The following is a 19,999-nucleotide window of genomic DNA, read 5'->3' on the forward strand; positions in this document are numbered from 1 at the left end:
GTTTTGGTACAGCAATATATTAATACCATAAAAGTGAGCATTTGTCTCTATTTTTTATTAAATTTTTTCATGTAAGTTTATTATGGTAGTTTATGTAAGTGGATTTTCTCATCTATAGTATTTTATACAGATCATTTAGTATTTGAATGTTAATATCATTTAAAATTATATCAATACCGCTTCTTGAAGCAACTATACCATCATAATTTGATGTTACTGTTACAGTTTCCATCTTTAAATTATTCTCATTGAATATACTATTAATTGTATTCATTGTACAAGAATTATTTTTAAGTATATGTTTTATTTTCAAAGAATCATTATAAGATAGTTTTACATTAGGAAAATTATTTAATGCTTCAAACATAGTTCTTGAAAGATAACAACAAAATGCTAGACCTTGATTAAATTTTAATATTTGCATATCAATAGACCTCGCTTTTTATTAAAGGTTTTATATAATTGTATGCGGTTTTTATTAGGTCTTGATAGATTTTTTTCTATTTTTTATCACTATTCTAACTTATTTTTGCTTTTTTGTCTGTTTAATTTTCTGGTGCCTTTATATTCTTTCAAGCCTTTGTTAAAATTTATCTAAAGAAAACATTAGGAAACGTCCAATAAGCTATAAAAAACAAAACACATAAAATTAAAGAATAATACAAAAGATATTTCCAGTTTTTGCTTATAACTCGAGTATCCTTATGAAAAATTAATTTAAAGATAAAGTCTGCAATAAAAATTATTGTCATTGTGCCAATAAAAGCTAATAAGTATTTGTACAACTTTAAAACCTCCATTTAAGTACATATAAAAGGCATATTAATACTCAGATATATACATTTTACCGCACCTTTTGCATTTGACTATACAATGTTGTACGCTGTTATCTTTAAAGTAGTCTGCTTTAACAGGCTCTACTGCAAGCGTTACAAGCACATTTTCGTCACATGTACAGGGCTTTAAAGGTTCTATATAGTCATGTACGGTTTTTATAAGGTCTTAATAGGTTTTTGTCATTTTTTACTACAGCCTTTCTGATTTTGTTTTTTTGTTTAGTTTTTTTAATATTATTTCTCATTATTATTTACATTATCTGGAACAAATTTAAAAAATAACATTAAAAATATAATTGTTATAATTAAATTTATTAATAAGATAATTATTAATAACCCTAAATCATTATTCAATAAAATAAAGTTTTTTAATATACCTACAGTTATATACTTCTGTGTTCCGTCTATATACGTCTCAAATAATGAAAAAATAACAAAATTTTTTGTGGTAGTAACATCATTTAAAATGCTGCCTCCAATTAAATCAACAAATGCCTTCTCAAAATTGCTATTAGAATTATTTACAACTGTTTGCTTAGCCCAATCAATATAATCCTGTTTTGTTGGATTAGTAACAGCTAAAATAATAGCTAAAAGCAATAATATTATCAAAAAAGTTTTTCTATCTTTCATAATTTCTTCTCCTTAAACATATATTTAGGTGAAATTTATAAGTTTGACTTTTTTGTAGGCAAATCTTCATATACCTTTAGATTATATTTCTGGACGAAATTGACATTATAACAACATATTGCATCTATTAATTTATTATTGATTTCTTTATAATTATTTATTGCACTTGAAATATAACTCGATAATCATTATTCTTTTATATCTTCAATTCTATAAATTTCAAATTTAACATTTTTCTCATTTAAAACATTTCTAATCATTCGTTCATTTTTATTTAAGTCTGAATGACCACTTTTTACTTCTAATAATATTATTTGCTTTACATTACCTTCTGATAATCCATCAAATACTACATAATCTATTGGATTACCAATAAATTTAATATCTTTTGGGTTGTAAGGAAATTCAGGCAGGTATGGTGCTAATTGTTCAGCAACTTGACCTGTTATTGTATTTCTACTAGTTTGTACAGCATTTTTTCTAATTTTTTCTTCTGAATCTAGTTTCCATTTCTCAAGTTTAGTTTCATACTCAGCCCTTATTGTTTTTTCTAAATTATTTTTATCTTCTTCTTTCCACATTAAAAATTTTCTATTTGCTTCCTTGTCTATTAATTTATATAGTAAATAAATACCAGCTAATATGATTATAATAATTATCAATATCCAAAATACTTTTACTTGCACCTAAATTACACCCCCATTTAAATCAACAACATCCATATCTTCTAGTAGAAACTTCATTATATGTTTCATTATATAATATATCTTTTTCAACATTAGTTGAGTTTACTATTTGGACAATTTATTAAAAAACCTAAAAAGTTTTTAATAAATTGTTACTGTATTTTCAAATCGTCATTATATAAATAAAGGCTTTGTATAATGATTTTTTCATTTTAAGAGGACATCATAAAAAGATGTCCTACTTTTTTTCTATTTTGTCTGGATTTAAACTTTTTTGTAAAGTACTTTGTATTTCCGGATCAGGACCTTGAGGTCTATTTTGATTTTGATTTGTAGTATTTACGTTTTGTTTAATCGAAGAAATTTTGTCTTTATCCATTTTTTCACCACCTTTTCTTTTTTTATTTGATTAAATATTTATAATTTGCTAAATATAAGTATCCCTAATCCTATGATCAAAAAAATATAACCTATGTTTATATAAATAGATTTATTATCTCTTTCTTTATTATTTTTATAAGAATCCACTATATTAAATATAATTGTTTCTAAAGTATTGGTATAATTGCATTCACGATATTTGCGCCATAAAGCTTCAGGATCTGGATCTCTTCTCCATGATTTTACTCTATATGCTAAATAAGCAAATATTATAGATATGTAAATGCTAATTATCCCTAATAATGAATATTTATTTACATTGGAAAATGAAAAAATTATACTTAGCAGCGTACTAGAAAAACCTAAAAGTAAACTAGCTTTATTATCTTTAATATCTTGCGCCTGATATTCTGCATTTACACGTTCGGTTATAACTTTATATAAAAATTCTAAATTTCTTATACAGTCATCATTATAATTTTTCTCATATTCTTCCATTATATACCTACCTCATTTCTAAATAAAAAAACCATACATCACTTTCTTTTTTGTCTTGTCTTATATCACTTATCGTATAATCTTGATTTTTATATTCTTCAGCAATTTTTTGAGCATCTTCTTTTGTGCCTTTAACTCTTACATACATTTTACCACTTGTACTTTTACCTTGAAATACTTTATAATTATTTTTTTCTTTAGAATGTTTTTTCTTCCATTCTTCATGATCCAGCGGTTTTGCCTTTTTAATGGCTTCAATAATCAGATCAATTTCTTTTTCTGAAATATTATCGCCTTTAATTTTTTTTATTTCAGTAACTGCATCCATACCACCTATAACAACAGGCATATTGCAATTTTCTGCTTTAACCCATTTTGCTCGTTTAAATACTACAATAGGATATATATTTTCTTTCACTTTCTCAAAGATTTCAGGCAAATTGTCCTCTATCCATACCTTAAATAATCTAACATGTCTCTCATTTTGCATTGTAGGGCTTTTTACTTCTATCCATTTATTGCCTTGTTTCATACGCCATTTATTTTTTATGCCTAAAAATGCACCATCCCATGATTTCGTCTCTAACACAAATATTCCGTTCGAGTTAAGTACCAAATGATCTATCTGTATAAATTCATCAGGCATAGGCTCTAAAACAAGATCATTTACTATTACTGCATTGCTTGGAAGCCATAAATGCAACGCCCAGCCTACTGAATTTTCGCCTGAATCTCCTTGTTCTTTTTCAGAAGCACGTCTCCATGTATAAGCAATATCAGCAAACGGTTCTAAAAACCATCCAAAAAAGCCTTCATTAATTTTATCAAGATGCTTTTGCTTTTCTTTTTCTTCCTTTTCTTTGATTTTTTGATAAAAAACTTTTTTGATTTCTTTATCTTGTTCTACAAAACTGGCAAACATTTTGATTCCCCTTTTTTAAATATTTTACGAATAATAAACATACAATAAAATAGCAAGTCCTATGAGAAATACTATACTATGCCATATATAAATATTTTTAGGTATAACATCTAATGGCTCTTTTACTTTCCTCGTTTGTCTCAAAAGATTTACTATAGCAACATCAAGCACAATTGCAGCGATAAATAATACAATGTCTACTGTACTTATTAACGTACTACTATTTAGCAAAAATTTTGTTACTATAAAAATAAAAAATCCACTTGCAGCTATATTTAATACATACAAAAAGATTAATTTAGATCTTATATTCCTTTGTTCTTCTGTCATTTTACTGGGCGATATCCTGCTGCCTGTGCTTCAGCTTCCGTCTTAAACCATGCTTCTGCCTTAGTTCTGTCATACCAGGGGTCTCCAGGCAAGTGGTATATCTTCTCTCCTTTGCTGTTTATATTTCCTTTTATGAGTCCATGCCCGTTTGCATCAACATACACTTTCTCAGTGTTTCCTGAAACAGATGTGCTTGAAGAATTATATGTATTGTTACTTGTTTTCCCTGAACTGCCATAATTATAATCTCCAGGTTTTACATTAAAACTTATATTGTTTCCGTCACTTGTAGCAACAATTGTACCACATTCGTCTGTTCTATATACAATAACACCTGCATTTTTTAGTTTATCCATTGTTTCTTTATGTGGGTGGCCATAGTCGTTGTTTTTACCGCATGATATTACTGCATACTTTGGATTAACAGCTTGAAGGAACGGTAATGTTGTTGCAGATGAACTGCCATGATGTCCTACTTTTAATACATTAGCTTTTAGATCGTATCCCTTATTGAGCATTTCTTCTTCTGATTGTGCACTCGCATCACCTGTAAATAGGAATGATGTGTTTCCGTATGTAAGTTTAATCACTGCACTATAATTATTTAAATCGTCATATTTTGTACTATTAGGTGCTAACATTTCTGCTTTTATATCAGAACCAAGATCAAGAGTTATTCCTGCTTTTGCAGTGATAATTGAAAGACCTTTTGATTTTGCTGCTGTTAAAACATCTTCAAAAGTTTTTGTTGTAGTCGTTACTTTTGGCATATAAAATTGTCCTATATCAAAGTTGTTTATTACATTATCCATGCCACCTATATGATCTTCATGCGGATGTGTTCCAACAAGTATGTCTATTTTGCTTATTCCAAGATTTTTCAAATACGATACAACAGAATTGCCTGCTTCATTTGTACCAGCATCTATAAGCATAGTTTTGCCTGATGGTGTCTGTATAAATTCGCTATCTCCTTGACCCACGTTTATAAAGTGTACTTTTAAAGTGCCTGATATAGACGTATTATTTTGTTTAGATGGCTCAGTATTGTCAGTTTTAGTGGTGTTGGCTACTGTGTTTTGAGCATTAGTCGCAGATTTTTCATCATTAGTTTTTGCTGAATTATCAGTTTGTTGATTGACTTGAATTGCTGTTTCGGTTTTTGTATTGATTGTATTATTTGACGGTGTTTGTGGAGTATTTGCAAAGCCTATTACCATTACTACTAAGGACATTACAAGTGGTAGCAAAACTTTAATCAACGGTTTCGCACTTTTTTTATGCGTTATAAGGTCTATTATTGAGAATATAAAGAACGGACATGAAAGAAAAACTAAGCTCGCACTCCAACTTGAAAAAAGCATCAGTAATCCAAATATGTAATAGACAGAAGCTATAATCTTTTTCCATTTAGTGTTTGATCTAAAACCTGGCACATACTGAAAAAGATTCCCCATTGTATGACCTCCCCTACCAAATTTTACATAACTATATTATAGCATATTATATGGTCTTATTATGTCCTTAAATAAAGAAAAACACCTGCTTTTTTACAGGTTATAAATGCCAAAAATATGGTTTACCCAAATAAAGTACCAGTGATGACAAAAAGTGATCCACATTAATCAAAAATCTTATATTATAGCAATGAGAATAAAAACTATGATACAGGAGGGTAGAAAGGAAATGATTAATGTAAACCAATACCAAGTATATCAGAACTGAGAATAGTGAGAATAAAGAGGATTGCTTTTGTTATAACACAGCGGCTCAAAAATATTTCATCACATGGTTCACTTTTGTATTGACATTCGCATCATTGAACATTTATTCTTTTCAAAAACATCCCTCATTAAAAGATAATAAAAAAATAAAATGGGATATAATTCTGTCAAAAATCTAAAACTAAATAACTAATATTTTATTGAAGCCGCTTTTTTAACGGTAAAAAACAGCTCATGTGTATCTTTTTTACATCCATCAACTACATATGGAGCATCTTCTGTAATTGTACCATCTTTTATATGGTATACTATATTATGTTGTTCACAAAATTTTATTACTATATCACTGCAATAATTATAAAATTCCTTGTACCATAAATATTCACTAACCTTTTTGTTATAATTAAGCCTTCCAAAAACAATCTTATCAACAAAAGATACTTCATTTAGAATATCTTTTAAATCTTGATTAACAATATTTGGTGTAGGATATGGCTCAATACTAACCCAAGTTTTAAATCCTGCATTGTGTAATTTCTTCAAGCTTTCTATTCTATCTTTATAATTTGAGGAATAAGGCTCATAAATCTTTTTAAAATTCTCATCCAACGATACAAGTGTAATTCCATATTCATTGTCTATATCATAATTTGTTTTGTCTAACAAATCGTCAGGATATAAACCTTTAGTTAATGTAGTTACCTTTATCCCATTCTTGTTTAACTTCTCTATTATATCTAAAGATAACTTAACAACCTCAGGGTATCCCATCATAAATGGATCAGTCATAAAACTTAAGTGAACAAAACTAATCTTATCTTTTAATTTTGGTATCTCTTTATCTAAAATTTCCAAAGAATTAGAAACAATTTTAGGCTTGAGCCATTGTTCATAGGATTTTACTCTACCAAACCGTTTAGACAGCATAAAAGCATAACACGGAAAATTACATCCATGCGAACATCCGATAACATGGTTTATTGTATAATCTCCATATTCAACATTTGTCTTGTATAAAAGACTTTTCCTCTTTGTATATTTCATAAAATCACTTCACTTAGCAATTAGATTTCGTATGAATTATATCATATAAACGAATGTTTGTAAATTATAAAAACGTTATTTCATCATTACCTTTAATACCACTTTTTTTTGAGGATATCCTATTTATAATTACTCTATGCTCTTTTTCTAATTCTTTTATTGCCTTTCTATAATGCTTATCAACAGAAGGTGTTAGTAGATATGATTTTTCTTTTATTTCTTCATAAGTATATTTTTTATTTTTTTCGAAAAACTTCAGTAAAAATTCTTTTAATGTATCTATATTAAAGTCAAATATTCTAAGCTGATTATAGCGAGAATCTTGATACGAAAATTCATCTGGACCTAAATATGCGAAATATTCACTTTGATTAAACATAATTGTTTTCATTACATCTAAACCTTTGAAACTATTTGTTGCATATAATAGATAATATAATGTTGCACATCTAGTATCCTCACATATTTTAAAAGGCCATACATATTTAGCTAACTTATTATCCATTAATTGTCTTATGTATAAATCTCTTAGAGCATTTTGTCTTTTTTGACCTGTTAAATTTATATACTTTTTCCAATCATCACATCCAAACAAAGAATTCATATTACTTTCTTGATTTGGTATAGAGAGAAATCTATTGACATCACGAACCATAAAATTAAAAAATATTTCTGTTTTTGGTATACTTAGAATTCTTTTAATTGTCGTAAATGGTACACCTGTAAAACCAAATGGATCTATGAAAAAGAAAGTAGGTATTATTTTATCATCAGCTTCATCCAATATCTGATTTATAATAGTATCAAAAGTACCATTTATTACACAACATTTTATATTATCATTGACATCCTCACCTATATCTTCTTCTAGAACTTTTAATAAATTATCATGGTTATCTTTATTTTGTTCTATAAAATAGCATATAAAAATAATTCCTTTTACAGAACTATAATTAGCTACATCTTGAAATGCCTTTATAGCTAATATGGGAGAACCATAACTTCCATCATTATATTTCCCTCTACCTGCAAAACCATCAATATATGCTATTTTATCTTCGTATCTTCCTAATATAGGTATCCAAGCATGCAAATATTTTTCGAGAAGTATATGTTTAACTTTGCAATGATCTGTCATTTCCCACTTTTCTTCAGAATTATCTTTTAATGACATTATTTTGCCTCCTTAAACAACTTTTCTTTAAAAAATACTACAAAAATATTTAAGCCATACGTAATTTTATGTATAATCCATTTTTGGTTGATTAAGTAATTAATTATATGTATTAATACTATATTTTATTAGTTATTAAGGTGTTACAACTAGTAGCAATATGACATATCGTTTTGTGGTATATTATATTGTCTATATTTAAAATGGATATAAAAATAAATGCCATTCAGTATTGTATTAATCTCCCCATAAATTTCCCATTGTTCTGTTTATTTTATCTGCCCTATTTTTAGTTTCTTTTTTATTTATAACTTATATCTATTACATCACCTTCATGTGTATCAAGATATTAATACTTTTGGATTCGCCATGCGGTATATGTAATAGATGAAAAGAAACTCATAACCTTTTCCCCATTTAGTACTTGATTTAAAACCTGGTATATACTTAAATATACATTATACACCTCCATTACCATATTTTATATAATAATATTATAGCATGTTATTTGATCATGGTGTGTACTTTTTTAAAAGGACATCCATTTTCTCTTCCTTTAATAGCAACAAAATCTTATTTTTTAAAAACTCTATTGTTTCTCTATCCATATATTGTTTTTCATTTATTATTTTGCCAATCAAATATTTTTTATTGACTATCGCTATATTTTTAATTTCCGAATCCAGTGGGACGAAAGCATTAGTAAATACAATGATACCTTTAACAAAATCCACTCCCAAGAAATCTTTCAACCAAAATACACTTAAAAACATCTTATTAAGTGATTTATACTGGTATCCATTAATCAAAATATTATCATTTTTTAACTCCACTTTTCCACGACTACTTGTAGTTTCAATTAAATAAACTCCTGTAGGTCCAATTACAATATGATCTATTTTCCTGTTATCATAAAAGATATTATTAAAAATAACATATTCATCAGGCAAAGTTTCTAATAATTCTGCTACTTCTTGTTCTCCTTTTGCACCATTAAAAGCGTTTCTAATTTTTATATCTAATTTGTCATCAAATAATGGTATGAACATTGATAACAATGATCCGACAGAAAAAGCACCAAAAAAAATTTTGACAGCTTTTAAATAAAAATTAGTTGAAGGAACTATTATGTAAATTTTATAAAATATGTATGCTACTATAATTGAAACTAAAATAAATATGTACTTTATATAAATTTTTCTTCTGCCTATATTTTTGACATACTTTCCAGCCTTTCCATAGCTTTGAGCCATAACTTTATCCCCTTTTATTTAAAATTGATAAAATTTCATCCCCATATTTTTCTACTTTCTTTTGACCAAATCCTTTTATTTGCAATAATTCTTCTTTAGTTTTTGGCATTTTTTCTATTAAAGAATTTAATTCTTCGTTCGTAAACACCCAATATGCCTTTATATTTTCTTTTTTAGCTGTTTCTAACCTATATTTTTTTAACGCTTCATATATTTGTGCATTATCATTGTTTTTATCAGAATCCGAATTACTGTTTTCTTGCTTTTCTTTAGGTTCTTCTAAGATTTTAAGATCTTCATTGTCAAGAGAATATTTTGCAGCGTAATTATACGTTATTGGTTTATTACTTTTTATTAAATAATCTGCTATGTTATACAGAAATTTTTCAAGTACGTCATTTTCATTTGATTTATCTTCCAATTCTTTTTTAATTAGATTGACAATTTGGTCATATTTATATATATTGTTTTGAATACTTTTAGTACATTTTGATTTGTCAACGATAGTTTTAGGATTAGCTATGACAACTGCCGATTTTATTGGAAAGTTTTTAATCAGTTTTTCTTTCGTTAATATTTCTTTTAATATTTTTACATGCCTTTCATTCTGCGAAATTGGACTATACATGCCTTCTCTTTTAATTATTTTACCGTTATCAGATTTTATAATGCGAATAAAATCACCATCTTCAGTTATTTCTATATCTCCGTTTAATTTTTTAGTTTCTAAAACATATATGAATTTTCTTGTAATTATGATGAAGTCATATTGAGCAATATAATCATCATATTCAAGTCTTATGTCATAAAGACAAAGCATAGGCAAAAATGAATTTTTGAGTTCATAATAAACATTTTTTTCGCCATCCAATCCTTGTTTTAATAATTTTATGTCCTTTTCTATAAACTTTCTCTTTTCTGGTGAAACATTTTTCGATATTTCCATTAGATCATTTAATTGCTTATTGTCTGCGTCAAAGTCCTTAATAAAAATAGGTTTTATTATTGTTCTTTTGCCATTTAGCATTATATATAAAGCATTATCAATAATTGACATTTTAGTTCCCCTCCCCAGTACTGTCAATTTTCTATACCTTCCGATACAAGATATCTGATTCCATAATATTTTAATGGAACTGTTAATATTAATACTTAATTCGTCATATTGCCTTAAAATCCTTCTTATTTAGATAAAATTTTTAAGAAATTTTTTTGTTTGAAATAAAAAATACCTGCGTCTTGCAGGCAGTATTTGATATCACAATAGGTACTTTTTAATATCTTTTTATTATATCTTTTGATAGTTTACGGATGCAAGTTGTTTTCGCAATGTTTCTAATACAATGTTTACCTTTTGTTCTGCTATAAAATTTCTTCTCTTATTCATAACTATATTCTAACTTGTTTCTGCTTTTTGTCTGTCTAGTTTTATGGTATCATTATAGGTATAATACTTTGAGGAAAATAAGAAAAAAGATATAAATATATACAATTGTTTGATTTTTTTAGTTCAATCAATGCGATATAATATATATTGTTATATAAGAAAAAATTTATTAGATATGAGTATAATTAAAAAATCGTTCAAAGATTAAAAAGTTTCATCGAAAATTATATCCGAGTTGAACTAAATTAGAAGGCGGGAATCCAGAAATAGAAAACAAATTAAGATTATTAAATAAAGAAATATAAAAATCATTTTAGGCTGAAAAGTAAAAAGATTGATATTATTCAAAACTTGTTGAAGCTGGTAAAAGTAGGGTTTTCTCCTTTAATGTTTAATGATCTTAATAATAAAATAATTCGATATAAAAGACAGGAAATCCTACATATCAGGTAAAAAATTTTTAAGTGATAAGAAAAAAGCATATCTTAAAAATAGCTTAAATCAAGGCTTTTATGATATGCACAAGTCTGTAAAGAGGTGATACAAATGAGTGAGGAGCTTATACAAATAAGTCCAATAAACTTAGGTAGATATAATTATTATAAATTAGGGCAAACTACTTTAAGTCAACTAAAAAAAGCAAAAATAATTAATAAAATTAATAAGAAAATCAAAGATAAAAAACCCGATGGTTTAATAGTTCTTCCTGGAGGAATAGTCAAAGCAGTTGTTGAATATAAAACTCCAGAAGAACTGTCAAGTGTCAAAAAAATACAAGATGCAATTCAACAAGAATTAGAAGTAGCCAAAGAATTATGTAAATTATTAATTGTAACAGATGGTTCAAAAACATTTTGGATAAATGCTTTAAATGGACAAGAAATCATTAATGAAAAAGGTAATAAAATATCTATTATTTTTAATGGACAAAAGATTTTTTCAGGAATGTTAATAGCAGAAGAAATAATTGATTTAGAAAATCTTATTGATAAAATAGACTATTCATTAACGGAAAATAGCAATGTTTTAAAAGAACCTGAGATAATTGATCCTACACCTTTGGCAAAAGAAGTGTGGCAAAAAATATGGATTAATACAGGAAAAGAGCCTGAAAAATGTTTATATAATGTAGTTGAAATTTTTGTATTTAAGTTTTTAAGCGATATAGGTGTTTTAAAAAATTATAATAATTTTGATAGTGTTTATCAAATAAAAGAACAACTTTCTGATGTTGAAGCATTAAAACATTATGCGAATAGTTGTAGAAAAGATATAAAAGAAATGTTTCCAAAAGGAGAAGATGGAACAACAATTATTAATGGGACTATATTTGTTAATGAAAATGGTGAACCCAATATATCCCAAGCTACTTTATTTGGACAAGTATTAGAAAGTTTTAAAAAATTTGAAGAAAAAAATGGTTCATTTAAATATGTAAGTAGAGAATTTAAAACAAGATTATATGAAACATTTTTAAGACAAAGTGCTGGAGTTAAAAGCTTGGGACAATATTTTACTCCAAGAAATGTTGTTCAAGCTATGGTTAAAATGTCAAATGCTTATTTACTTAAAGAAGGCTCTAAAATATGCGATCCTTTTTGTGGTGTTGGTGGCTTTATATTAGAAACAATTATGTTAAACAAAAATATTTGGAAAGAATTTGAACCTAAAAATCAAAAGATTCAACCTAAAATTACTTTAGTAGGTTATGATAAAGGAACTGATGAAAAAGATGATGAAAGAACTATAATACTTGCAAAAGCAAATATGTTAATATATTTTTCTGATTTATTATCGAAGTATCATTCAAAAGAACATTTAATGGAATTTGCAAATAATGCATTTAATAAAGTTTTTAAGTTGTTAAGAACTAATTTAGGAACGTTTGGATTAAAGCATGAAGAAGAATACGATTTGATATTAACAAATCCTCCATATGTTACAAATGGCAGTAGTAGTTTAAAAGAAATAATTCAAAAAGAAGGTTTAAGTGACTATTATACTGCAAATGGCAGAGGAACAGAATCATTAGCAATTGAATGGATAATAAAAAGTTTAAAAAAAGGTGGCGAAGCATTAGTTATAGTTCCAGATGGATTGTTAAATCAAGCAAATATGATTGATTATATAAAAAAGCATTGTGTTATTAAAGGAATAATATCCCTTCCTGTAAGAACATTTTATGCAACACCTAAAAAAACTTATATATTAATACTTGAAAAGAAACATGATAATAATGTTCAAACAGAGCCTGTTTTTCTATATCTTGTTAGTGAAATAGGGGAAACTCGTGATGCCAAAAGATTTCCTATTCAAGAAAATAATTTAATAGAGGCAGTAAAACTGTTTAATAGTTTTAAAGTAGGTTTAGAAATAACAAATAATTTAAGATGTAAAATTATGAATTTTGAAGAATTTGATAAATTGAAACATTGGATGATAGATAAATATTGGACAACAGAAGAAAGAGAACAACTTGGAATAGAAGAAGAAAAAAATGAAGTTTCAGAAGAAGATTTTTATAGTTTATTAGCAAGCATTAGAGATTTTTTAAATAATGAATTGAAAGGTGGTGTATTATAAAATATGAGTCACAAAGAAATATTCCTTTTAGATGAATTATTTGATTTTCCTGCTATAAAAGGAATTACAGAAGATTTTATATTAAATAATCCTGGCAACATACCTGTTTATGGTGGAAAAAAAACAGAAACACCTATTGGTTATGTAAGAGATAATTTACCTCAAGTTAAATATTTTGAAAACTGTTTAGCTTGGAATAGAGAAGGCTCTGTAGGTTATGTATTTTACCACAAACATAAATTTACAACAAATGATCATCATAGACCAATGATTTTAAAAGAAGAATATAGAGATGCTATAAACCTTGAATACATTAGAATTGTTATTGAAAAAGAATTATTAAATTTAGGGTTGTCATGGAGCAAAACTGCAAGTAAAGAAAAACTAAAAGAACTTGAAATTGAGATTTTTATAGATTTAGAAAAGCAAAATGAAATAGCTAATAAGTATAAAAAATTTCAAAAAATAAAGAAAAAAATAGAGGAATATAGTGAAAAATTAAAAAATATTTCTGTAAAAATCTTAAACAATTGCAAAATGATTACAATTAATTTATCCGATGTAACTCTTTTTTCTTTGTTTATAGGAAAAAGAATATTAAAGCAAGATTTAATAAAAAATAATAATAAAAAACTATTAGTTCCTATCTACAGTGCAAATGTATTTAAACCTTTTGGTTATACTAATAATACATTTATTGATGATTTTTCTACTCCTTCATTAATATGGGGAATAGATGGAATCTTTGATTGGAATTATATCCCTAAAAATCAACCTTTTTATCCAACAGATCATTGTGGTGTCTTAAAGGTTAAAAACAGTAATATAAACCCAGAATATCTTTTATATGCATTAAGGAGTAACAAAGACGATTATGGTTTTAATAGAACTTTTCGTGCTTCTTTGGCAAATATAAAAGAATATGTAACTGTAGAAATACCTATAAAAGAAAATGGAGAATTTGATATTGATAAACAGAATGAAATAGTTGAAAAATATAAAAAAATTGAAAATCTAAGAATAAAAACTTTAAAAATGTTAGAAGAATTAAAATATATTGAAATAGATATAGAAAGTTAGTTTTAAGAAAAATAAGAATAAAGGATATAGAAAAACCTGAGTTTAAAACCCTTGTATATATATAAGCAAATAAAAAAGGCACGATAGCTTTTGCCATCATGCCTGTAAACGCACCTTTTTAAGTTCACTTTTGTTGGTTGGTAAATTTTATTAGTATTAAAACTCCTAAAATTTCTAAACCAGTAGACACACCTTCAAAAAATCCTCTTACAGAATCTCCAATTATAATATATCTGCTAAAAAACATTATAATAAACATCAACAAAAAACCTGCAGAAATTAATTTATATCCAATTTTTTTATTTTTAGCTTTTTTTATTTGCCACTTTAAAAACATTTATAAACCCACCCCTTCTTTTTTGTCTTATATTCATATAGTATCATTTTTGCTTGCCATAATAAATAACTTTTTTCTAATTTTTTTAACATTATAGCAAATTAATTAGTCTTTTTTATATCAAGCACAAAAAAAGCACAACAGCTTTTGCCATCATGCCTATGAACGCATTTTAAAAACAAATTTAGATGCAAAAACAAGTCTTATAATATTTCTCTTGCATTTTTCATTCTCGTTTCAAAGTCATTAACAGTCGGATCAATTTCGTTAATTAATTTGTCTAATAGATTTTGGTTTTTTATTCTGCGTTTATATTGTTTTGGCAATGTTTTAATGTATTTTTTTAATTGCAATAAAGAATAAAAAAAGTTTCTACTTTCTTCGCAACCGAAAATAAGTTCCTTTAAGTCATCCATATTGATATTTTCATTTTCAGCAAAAGCCTGTGCAACGTTCAAGTTTGTCCAAAGTGAATATTCAGGAAAATATATTTCTGATAAAATTTCTTTAAAGTTTTGTATATCTAATTCATTGGCAAATTCGTCTATTTGTTCCATTATATATTCAATTCTTTTCTGAACATCTGAAACTGATAACATAGGAATTGAATTTTTCGCCACATACTCAGCTTCTTCCTTTATAGATTTTCCTTTTAAGAGCTCAGGTATAGAAATATCTATAGTTATTTTCATTGACTCTTGCGGGGCTTTTAGCAAATATTGATATAGTTCGTTTGTGTCATAATCGAACGATTCATATTCGCTTGGATAATATGACACATAACCAGTATTATAAAATCCCTTCCTTCCTGCACGTCCTGCCATTTGCACAAATTCGTTTTTTGTTATAGGTCCGTCATAGTACTTTGCAAGTTGTGCAAATACTACCGTCTCGGCAGGAAGATTCACACCTAATGCAAGCGCATCAGTGCCAACCATAATGTCCAAAATGCCATTTCTGAAGGCAGTCTCCATAAATAGCTTTTCTTTCGGCAATAATGAACCTACATACATACCAACACCTTTATAACAAATATCAGGAATATCAGAAACCGAGAAAATTTCTGCAAGTTTTTCTAATGTACAGATTTTTTCGCTTGCAATTCTGTTTCTGCTTTGTGCTATATCGTAGGCAATAGATTCGACACCACGCCTTGAAAAAACAAACACAAGTGCATTTTGCAGTTTATCTAATATAACAGGTTTTTTATCAAATATTAATGACGTTGCTCTTTCGTTTGTAGCATACAGTGAAAACTGTCTGTTAGACAGTCTTTCAAGATATTTTTTGACAGTTTCAGGATGTCCAAAAGTTGCCGACATAACTAGTATCTTTGATGTCGGATTGCTGTTTGCAATTCCGTCTATATATGCTCTTGCTCTTTCAGGATCAGTAGATACATAATGAAATTCATCAATAACAACATTAAGATTCGGGCATTGAGCATATTTGTTCGTATATATTTCTTGAGTACAGCATATCACAGGTGCTTCTACGTTTCTTTTAAAATCGCCTGTTTCTATTCCGACATTAATACCCATACCTTTTAGTTCCATATATCGTTCGTTGCTTAAAGCTTTAATCGGTGCTGTAAATATTATTTTGTTTTGTGGTGATAAAATTTTTTCGTCTTTATCAATTAATCCAGACCATAAATATGCAACTTTCGTCTTACCTGAACCTGTAGGTGCTGATAACAATGCATTTTCTCCTTGTATTTTTTCTATTGCTTCTTTTTGCCAATCATATAACATAGTAAAATTCCTCCTTTAATTTCTTTTTATTATGGAAAAAGGTATAGGAACAAAGTCCTATACCACTTTTTGACGTTTTTTCCAAACTAAATAATCGTCAATACCTTTTCCTAAACGCTCATCCCATGTCTTATCATGCACCTCAAAGCCTGCCTGTACAAGCTTCTTTTCAAGTCTTTCTTTAGCTTTCTGCACATTTTTGTTGTTTTTTAAGTCCATGTCGTAGGCTATAAAGATACGTTTGGCATCAAGTTCTTTTAAAACTTGCTCAATGCCTTTTATTGCGTTTACTCCTGCAACTGACACAAAAGTATATCTGCTTAAAAAATGTGCAATATCGGCTTTTAACGGTCCTTCAGTAACCAATACAGTCTTTGCAGGTACTCCATGTACGCCTATCCATGCGTGTGCACTAGTTCCACTCAATTTCCCCCGTGAAGAAAACCACACATATTTCCGTTCATGGTCATCATCAAGACGTATCTGCATGCCTTGAATACGTCCTTGAATGTCACGTACAGGTATGAAAAAACCGTTGTCAGAGTAAAAATCCCAGTACGTTTGGTCTTTTTGCTGAACTTGAAAAAAGCCTGGTATGCCTTTGAGGTTCAATCCTTCTTGCATTAGTTCTTGACATATTCTTAAGCGTTCTTGAGGTGCTGTTGGCACAGACTTGTACATGTTTCTACCGATTTCTTCCCATGACAGTCCTCTGCGGATAAGGTTTTGTAAATGTTCGCCTTTAAGAGTTAGTTTGTTTAAAAAGGCTCTGTATACTTTATCACGTTCATTAATGCTTGCAATAGGACTTTGCGGAACAGTTTTAATCTGGAGTTTAGGCGTTTCAGGTGACATATCCATTAATTCTTTAAACGCCTGACTGTTGCTCATTCCACGCAATCGTGCATATAAGCCTATTGCAAATCCTTTTTCACCGCAGCGAGTGCAATGATAGGCATCTTTTACAATGTTAAGCATTAGATGTCCGTGTTTTGGATTTTCTGAATCTCCGCAAAACGGACATCTTGCCATAAATTCCTCGTTTGATGTTTGTTTTAAAATTATTATGCCAGATTTTTGAGCTACATTTAAAATTGATAGACGTGGATCGTTATAGTTTGACATGATATCGAACTCCTTTCTATATGTTGAAATAAATAGCATTTTCGCTTTCAAAGCCTTGATTATACTGCCATGATGGTATCAGTACAGGCTTGCCAAGTGAAAGGAGTTTTGATATTTGTTCAGGATCATCCTCGACATAAACATCAGCTTCAAGAATGTGTTTTGAGACTGTAAAGTATATTTCGTGAAAGTTCCATATTCCTTGCTTATCGATCCACTTTCTTGTCAGTTGTTTTAATTTTATATCCCTGCTGGTTGCAAAAAATATATCCGCACCAAGCTCTTCAAGGACGTCTAAAATTTTGCATGTATTTTTTATTTTTTGAGCCTTAATAAACATTTGTAACGCTTCATAAGACGTCCAAAAGTCTTGATCAAGTACAGGATTAGGATATTTTGAAATGTCATATCCTGCTTTTTTGAGTTGTGTATTGACGTCAGCAAGTGTGTTGTCAATATCACAGCAAATTAACTTGCCTTTTACGTTGGTTAAAATGTTTGTAAACTTTCTTAAATCCTTGACTTTTCCACTAAAATACATTATATTTATCATAATTTCATCATTCTCCTTTCATCTTTAATCAAAAAAAGTAGGGATAAAAATTTCCCTACTTTTTAAAACTCAATTTTGAACAATTCTTTGGATTTCATCTTTATCAAGTCAGGCAAGAATGCATTATCACCATTTAGTATGCACTCTGCCATGTATGTGAAAAGTTTTCCTGCCTTATTGTCAAATTGTGAACTGTCGTTTTCTTGATATTCTCTATTGCACTCGTCATTAATATTGACTAATGCAATATATAAGTCTCTAATTAATTGTTTTTGATACTCCGTTATCATTTTTTATCTCTCCTTTACTTTTTAAAAATAAAAAAAGGACAAGAACTCTTGACATTCTCGCCTTTTCAGTCAGCGCACACGTACCTGTGCACCTCTCTCTTTGTTTTAGTTATCAAGTCCAAAGCACCTTCAGTCCACGCATCAGCACCATCAAAAACTGTCACAACGCTTAATTTATGCGGATTATCGAAAGCTAATAGGCAAGCATTATTAAAAGCATAATCAATCATTGTGAACCTTTGGTGCGAATACCTTAAGTCCTTAATGCGTTCCTGACAGGACATAATGGACTGTATAATGCTTTTTGGATTTTTTTGCCTTTGTTTGCACCTTAAAATAGAATGAGGCGAAAAACTTATTTTTAAGCTTTCGCCCCATAAAGTAATCAAATATTCATATTTGTTAATCTTCAGCACGATTACCTCCTCCTTTTCTGATTTTATATATCGAATTTTTTGTGTATAGTACCGTTGCCTGTCCGTTGTCATAAACACTATAAATGTACCTGACAGGACTTGTAGTCAGGACTTTACCATTGTCTAATCTAATAGTCGCTGGATAATTTGGACAGGCATTTAATATCTCTCCTTGAAGTTCCTTAAAGGCTTCTGTCGTTGCAGTTTCTTGATTAATGACTGCCGTATACCAGTCATCAATAACATTTGCAACGTCAGAAAAGGACTTGATAAATGGATATTTAGTAACAAATAAGTCATGGAGATCGTCATTTGAGTCGTACTTTTCAAGCATTTCAGCAAGCTTATATGAAGCCTTTTTGAAGTCCTGAAATGCTTGAAGCAAGTCTGAAGGTAGTTCGTGAATTTCTTCGACTGATATAATCTTTTCCTCAGCACCATTTTCAAGCCGTTTTTCAAAGTTTTTAAGCTGCCCTTCCGACATTGTTTCCGTCCATTCTTTGTTACCTAAAAAATAAGTTACTCTATATTTCTTCACTTCAATTCCTCCTTTAAAAATTCAGGATTTTCATAAATATTACCAATTATTTTAACGTCATCTATAAAAATCCATGAGAGAACGGCAAAATTATGTCTTATATCTTGAAATTTCCAACTGCCAGAAGATTGATTCCATATAACTATCACTTCTAATACACAATCACGTCGGCATGACATAGGATTCCATATTTTGCAACGCAATATATCTCCTTCAAAAATTTTCTTTCTATATTTGTCTTTAAAGCCTGTGTATTCCATTATTTCATAATCTTCTGGATTGCACCAATTTATATAATCTGCACTACAGCCATAGTCACACATAGGACCCGTTGAACCTGTTACAAATATTTTTCCGTCAAATCCAATCATATTAGGTTCATGTTGTCTGTCGCCGTAATACATCTTTTTTTCTTTTTTATTCCACACTCTGAATTTTATCTCTCTCATTTTAAA

The 19,999-nt window shown here is 28.4% G+C and carries 22 protein-coding genes and 1 pseudogene; 2 read left to right on the plus strand and 21 right to left on the minus strand.

The features are described from left to right. Positions 1-112 precede the first annotated feature (112 nt). The 13 genes and pseudogenes from ACZ42G_RS07220 to ACZ42G_RS07280 all read right to left on the minus strand — a co-directional run bounded on the left by ACZ42G_RS07220 (position 113) and on the right by ACZ42G_RS07280 (position 10,538). Positions 113-367 carry a hypothetical protein gene (locus tag ACZ42G_RS07220; protein ID WP_464849795.1) on the minus strand — a complete coding sequence of 85 codons (255 nt, stop codon included), beginning with the start codon at positions 365-367 and terminating at the stop codon, positions 113-115. A 703-nt stretch (positions 368-1,070) separates the two neighbouring features. Further along, positions 1,071-1,469, minus strand: coding sequence for a hypothetical protein (locus ACZ42G_RS07225; RefSeq protein ID WP_464849796.1), 399 nt, complete (start codon positions 1,467-1,469; stop codon positions 1,071-1,073). A gap of 188 nt (positions 1,470-1,657) precedes the next feature. Beyond that, entirely contained in the window at positions 1,658-2,155 is a 498-nt protein-coding gene (locus tag ACZ42G_RS07230) for a Holliday junction resolvase-like protein (RefSeq protein WP_464849798.1), read from the minus strand. A 238-nt stretch (positions 2,156-2,393) separates the two neighbouring features. Then, positions 2,394-2,534: a hypothetical protein gene (locus tag ACZ42G_RS07235; protein ID WP_464849800.1), complete on the minus strand. Its 141-nt coding sequence runs from the start codon at positions 2,532-2,534 to the stop codon at positions 2,394-2,396. A 38-nt stretch (positions 2,535-2,572) separates the two neighbouring features. Then, on the minus strand, positions 2,573-3,034 hold the full coding sequence (locus ACZ42G_RS07240; RefSeq protein WP_464849802.1) for a hypothetical protein: 462 nt from the start codon (positions 3,032-3,034) through the stop codon (positions 2,573-2,575). A gap of 7 nt (positions 3,035-3,041) precedes the next feature. Then, on the minus strand, positions 3,042-3,956 hold the full coding sequence (locus ACZ42G_RS07245) for a nuclease-related domain-containing protein (protein WP_464849804.1): 915 nt from the start codon (positions 3,954-3,956) through the stop codon (positions 3,042-3,044). Between the two features lie 24 nt (positions 3,957-3,980). Then, positions 3,981-4,286 carry a hypothetical protein gene (locus ACZ42G_RS07250; RefSeq protein WP_464849805.1) on the minus strand — a complete coding sequence of 102 codons (306 nt, stop codon included), beginning with the start codon at positions 4,284-4,286 and terminating at the stop codon, positions 3,981-3,983. Next, positions 4,283-4,450, minus strand: coding sequence for a sunset domain-containing protein (locus ACZ42G_RS07255; protein WP_434579365.1), 168 nt, complete (start codon positions 4,448-4,450; stop codon positions 4,283-4,285). Before ACZ42G_RS07255 ends, ACZ42G_RS07250 begins: the two co-directional genes overlap by 4 nt. 57 nt (positions 4,451-4,507) lie before the next feature. Continuing rightward, positions 4,508-5,548 (minus strand): annotated as a pseudogene (locus ACZ42G_RS07260) (ComEC/Rec2 family competence protein); the annotation flags it as partial. Positions 5,549-6,199: 651 nt separating this feature from the next. Beyond that, the gene (locus tag ACZ42G_RS07265) at positions 6,200-7,054 is read right to left on the minus strand and encodes a radical SAM protein (RefSeq protein ID WP_464849806.1); all 855 of its coding nucleotides are present in this window, start codon (positions 7,052-7,054) and stop codon (positions 6,200-6,202) included. 64 nt (positions 7,055-7,118) lie between these two features. Beyond that, complete coding sequence (locus ACZ42G_RS07270) at positions 7,119-8,228, minus strand: three-Cys-motif partner protein TcmP (RefSeq protein ID WP_464849807.1); 1,110 nt, start codon at positions 8,226-8,228, stop codon at positions 7,119-7,121. A gap of 512 nt (positions 8,229-8,740) precedes the next feature. Further along, positions 8,741-9,481 carry a nuclease-related domain-containing protein gene (locus ACZ42G_RS07275; RefSeq protein WP_464849809.1) on the minus strand — a complete coding sequence of 247 codons (741 nt, stop codon included), beginning with the start codon at positions 9,479-9,481 and terminating at the stop codon, positions 8,741-8,743. A gap of 4 nt (positions 9,482-9,485) precedes the next feature. Then, positions 9,486-10,538, minus strand: a complete 1,053-nt coding sequence (locus tag ACZ42G_RS07280) for an HRDC domain-containing protein (protein WP_464849811.1) — start codon at positions 10,536-10,538, stop codon at positions 9,486-9,488. Positions 10,539-11,414: 876 nt separating this feature from the next. Here ACZ42G_RS07280 and ACZ42G_RS07285 point away from each other — a divergent pair. Together ACZ42G_RS07285 and ACZ42G_RS07290 are read left to right on the plus strand one after the other, a co-directional pair. After that, positions 11,415-13,451 carry an HsdM family class I SAM-dependent methyltransferase gene (locus ACZ42G_RS07285; protein ID WP_464849813.1) on the plus strand — a complete coding sequence of 679 codons (2,037 nt, stop codon included), beginning with the start codon at positions 11,415-11,417 and terminating at the stop codon, positions 13,449-13,451. A 3-nt stretch (positions 13,452-13,454) separates the two neighbouring features. Beyond that, a complete protein-coding gene (locus ACZ42G_RS07290; RefSeq protein WP_096231596.1) occupies positions 13,455-14,531 on the plus strand; it encodes a restriction endonuclease subunit S in 1,077 nt (358 codons plus the stop codon). 124 nt (positions 14,532-14,655) lie between these two features. Here ACZ42G_RS07290 and ACZ42G_RS07295 read toward each other — a convergent pair whose 3' ends face one another. From ACZ42G_RS07295 to ACZ42G_RS07330, 8 genes are all read right to left on the minus strand, one after another. Further along, a complete protein-coding gene (locus ACZ42G_RS07295; RefSeq protein WP_464849815.1) occupies positions 14,656-14,868 on the minus strand; it encodes a hypothetical protein in 213 nt (70 codons plus the stop codon). A 203-nt stretch (positions 14,869-15,071) separates the two neighbouring features. After that, the gene (locus ACZ42G_RS07300) at positions 15,072-16,622 is read right to left on the minus strand and encodes a DEAD/DEAH box helicase (RefSeq protein ID WP_464849816.1); all 1,551 of its coding nucleotides are present in this window, start codon (positions 16,620-16,622) and stop codon (positions 15,072-15,074) included. Between the two features lie 57 nt (positions 16,623-16,679). After that, positions 16,680-17,747: a DUF3854 domain-containing protein gene (locus tag ACZ42G_RS07305; RefSeq protein ID WP_464849817.1), complete on the minus strand. Its 1,068-nt coding sequence runs from the start codon at positions 17,745-17,747 to the stop codon at positions 16,680-16,682. Between the two features lie 16 nt (positions 17,748-17,763). Continuing rightward, positions 17,764-18,300 (minus strand): 5' nucleotidase, NT5C type, encoded by a 537-nt coding sequence (locus tag ACZ42G_RS07310; RefSeq protein WP_464849818.1) that lies wholly within the window; start codon positions 18,298-18,300, stop codon positions 17,764-17,766. Between the two features lie 62 nt (positions 18,301-18,362). Then, positions 18,363-18,590: a hypothetical protein gene (locus ACZ42G_RS07315; protein WP_192402510.1), complete on the minus strand. Its 228-nt coding sequence runs from the start codon at positions 18,588-18,590 to the stop codon at positions 18,363-18,365. Between the two features lie 65 nt (positions 18,591-18,655). Then, entirely contained in the window at positions 18,656-19,006 is a 351-nt protein-coding gene (locus ACZ42G_RS07320; RefSeq protein ID WP_464849819.1) for a hypothetical protein, read from the minus strand. Continuing rightward, on the minus strand, positions 18,993-19,544 hold the full coding sequence (locus ACZ42G_RS07325) for a hypothetical protein (RefSeq protein ID WP_464849821.1): 552 nt from the start codon (positions 19,542-19,544) through the stop codon (positions 18,993-18,995). Before ACZ42G_RS07325 ends, ACZ42G_RS07320 begins: the two co-directional genes overlap by 14 nt. Beyond that, entirely contained in the window at positions 19,541-19,993 is a 453-nt protein-coding gene (locus tag ACZ42G_RS07330; RefSeq protein ID WP_333508235.1) for a YopX family protein, read from the minus strand. Before ACZ42G_RS07330 ends, ACZ42G_RS07325 begins: the two co-directional genes overlap by 4 nt. Between the last annotated feature and the right edge of the window lie 6 nt (positions 19,994-19,999).

The sequence above is a fragment of the Thermoanaerobacterium calidifontis genome (assembly GCF_055381745.1).

Bases quoted from the DNA above. Each gene is read 5' to 3' on its own strand.
- ACZ42G_RS07220 (WP_464849795.1), bottom strand. From the start codon at position 367: ATGTTTGAAGCATTAAATAATTTTCCTAATGTAAAACTATCTTATAAT.
- ACZ42G_RS07225 (WP_464849796.1), bottom strand. From the start codon at position 1,469: ATGAAAGATAGAAAAACTTTTTTGATAATATTATTGCTTTTAGCTATT.
- ACZ42G_RS07235 (WP_464849800.1), bottom strand. From the start codon at position 2,534: ATGGATAAAGACAAAATTTCTTCGATTAAACAAAACGTAAATACTACA.
- ACZ42G_RS07240 (WP_464849802.1), bottom strand. From the start codon at position 3,034: ATGGAAGAATATGAGAAAAATTATAATGATGACTGTATAAGAAATTTA.
- ACZ42G_RS07245 (WP_464849804.1), bottom strand. From the start codon at position 3,956: ATGTTTGCCAGTTTTGTAGAACAAGATAAAGAAATCAAAAAAGTTTTT.
- ACZ42G_RS07250 (WP_464849805.1), bottom strand. From the start codon at position 4,286: ATGACAGAAGAACAAAGGAATATAAGATCTAAATTAATCTTTTTGTAT.
- ACZ42G_RS07265 (WP_464849806.1), bottom strand. From the start codon at position 7,054: ATGAAATATACAAAGAGGAAAAGTCTTTTATACAAGACAAATGTTGAA.
- ACZ42G_RS07270 (WP_464849807.1), bottom strand. From the start codon at position 8,228: ATGTCATTAAAAGATAATTCTGAAGAAAAGTGGGAAATGACAGATCAT.
- ACZ42G_RS07275 (WP_464849809.1), bottom strand. From the start codon at position 9,481: ATGGCTCAAAGCTATGGAAAGGCTGGAAAGTATGTCAAAAATATAGGC.
- ACZ42G_RS07280 (WP_464849811.1), bottom strand. From the start codon at position 10,538: ATGTCAATTATTGATAATGCTTTATATATAATGCTAAATGGCAAAAGA.
- ACZ42G_RS07285 (WP_464849813.1), top strand. From the start codon at position 11,415: ATGAGTGAGGAGCTTATACAAATAAGTCCAATAAACTTAGGTAGATAT.
- ACZ42G_RS07290 (WP_096231596.1), top strand. From the start codon at position 13,455: ATGAGTCACAAAGAAATATTCCTTTTAGATGAATTATTTGATTTTCCT.
- ACZ42G_RS07295 (WP_464849815.1), bottom strand. From the start codon at position 14,868: ATGTTTTTAAAGTGGCAAATAAAAAAAGCTAAAAATAAAAAAATTGGA.
- ACZ42G_RS07300 (WP_464849816.1), bottom strand. From the start codon at position 16,622: ATGTTATATGATTGGCAAAAAGAAGCAATAGAAAAAATACAAGGAGAA.
- ACZ42G_RS07305 (WP_464849817.1), bottom strand. From the start codon at position 17,747: ATGTCAAACTATAACGATCCACGTCTATCAATTTTAAATGTAGCTCAA.
- ACZ42G_RS07310 (WP_464849818.1), bottom strand. From the start codon at position 18,300: ATGATAAATATAATGTATTTTAGTGGAAAAGTCAAGGATTTAAGAAAG.
- ACZ42G_RS07315 (WP_192402510.1), bottom strand. From the start codon at position 18,590: ATGATAACGGAGTATCAAAAACAATTAATTAGAGACTTATATATTGCA.
- ACZ42G_RS07330 (WP_333508235.1), bottom strand. From the start codon at position 19,993: ATGAGAGAGATAAAATTCAGAGTGTGGAATAAAAAAGAAAAAAAGATG.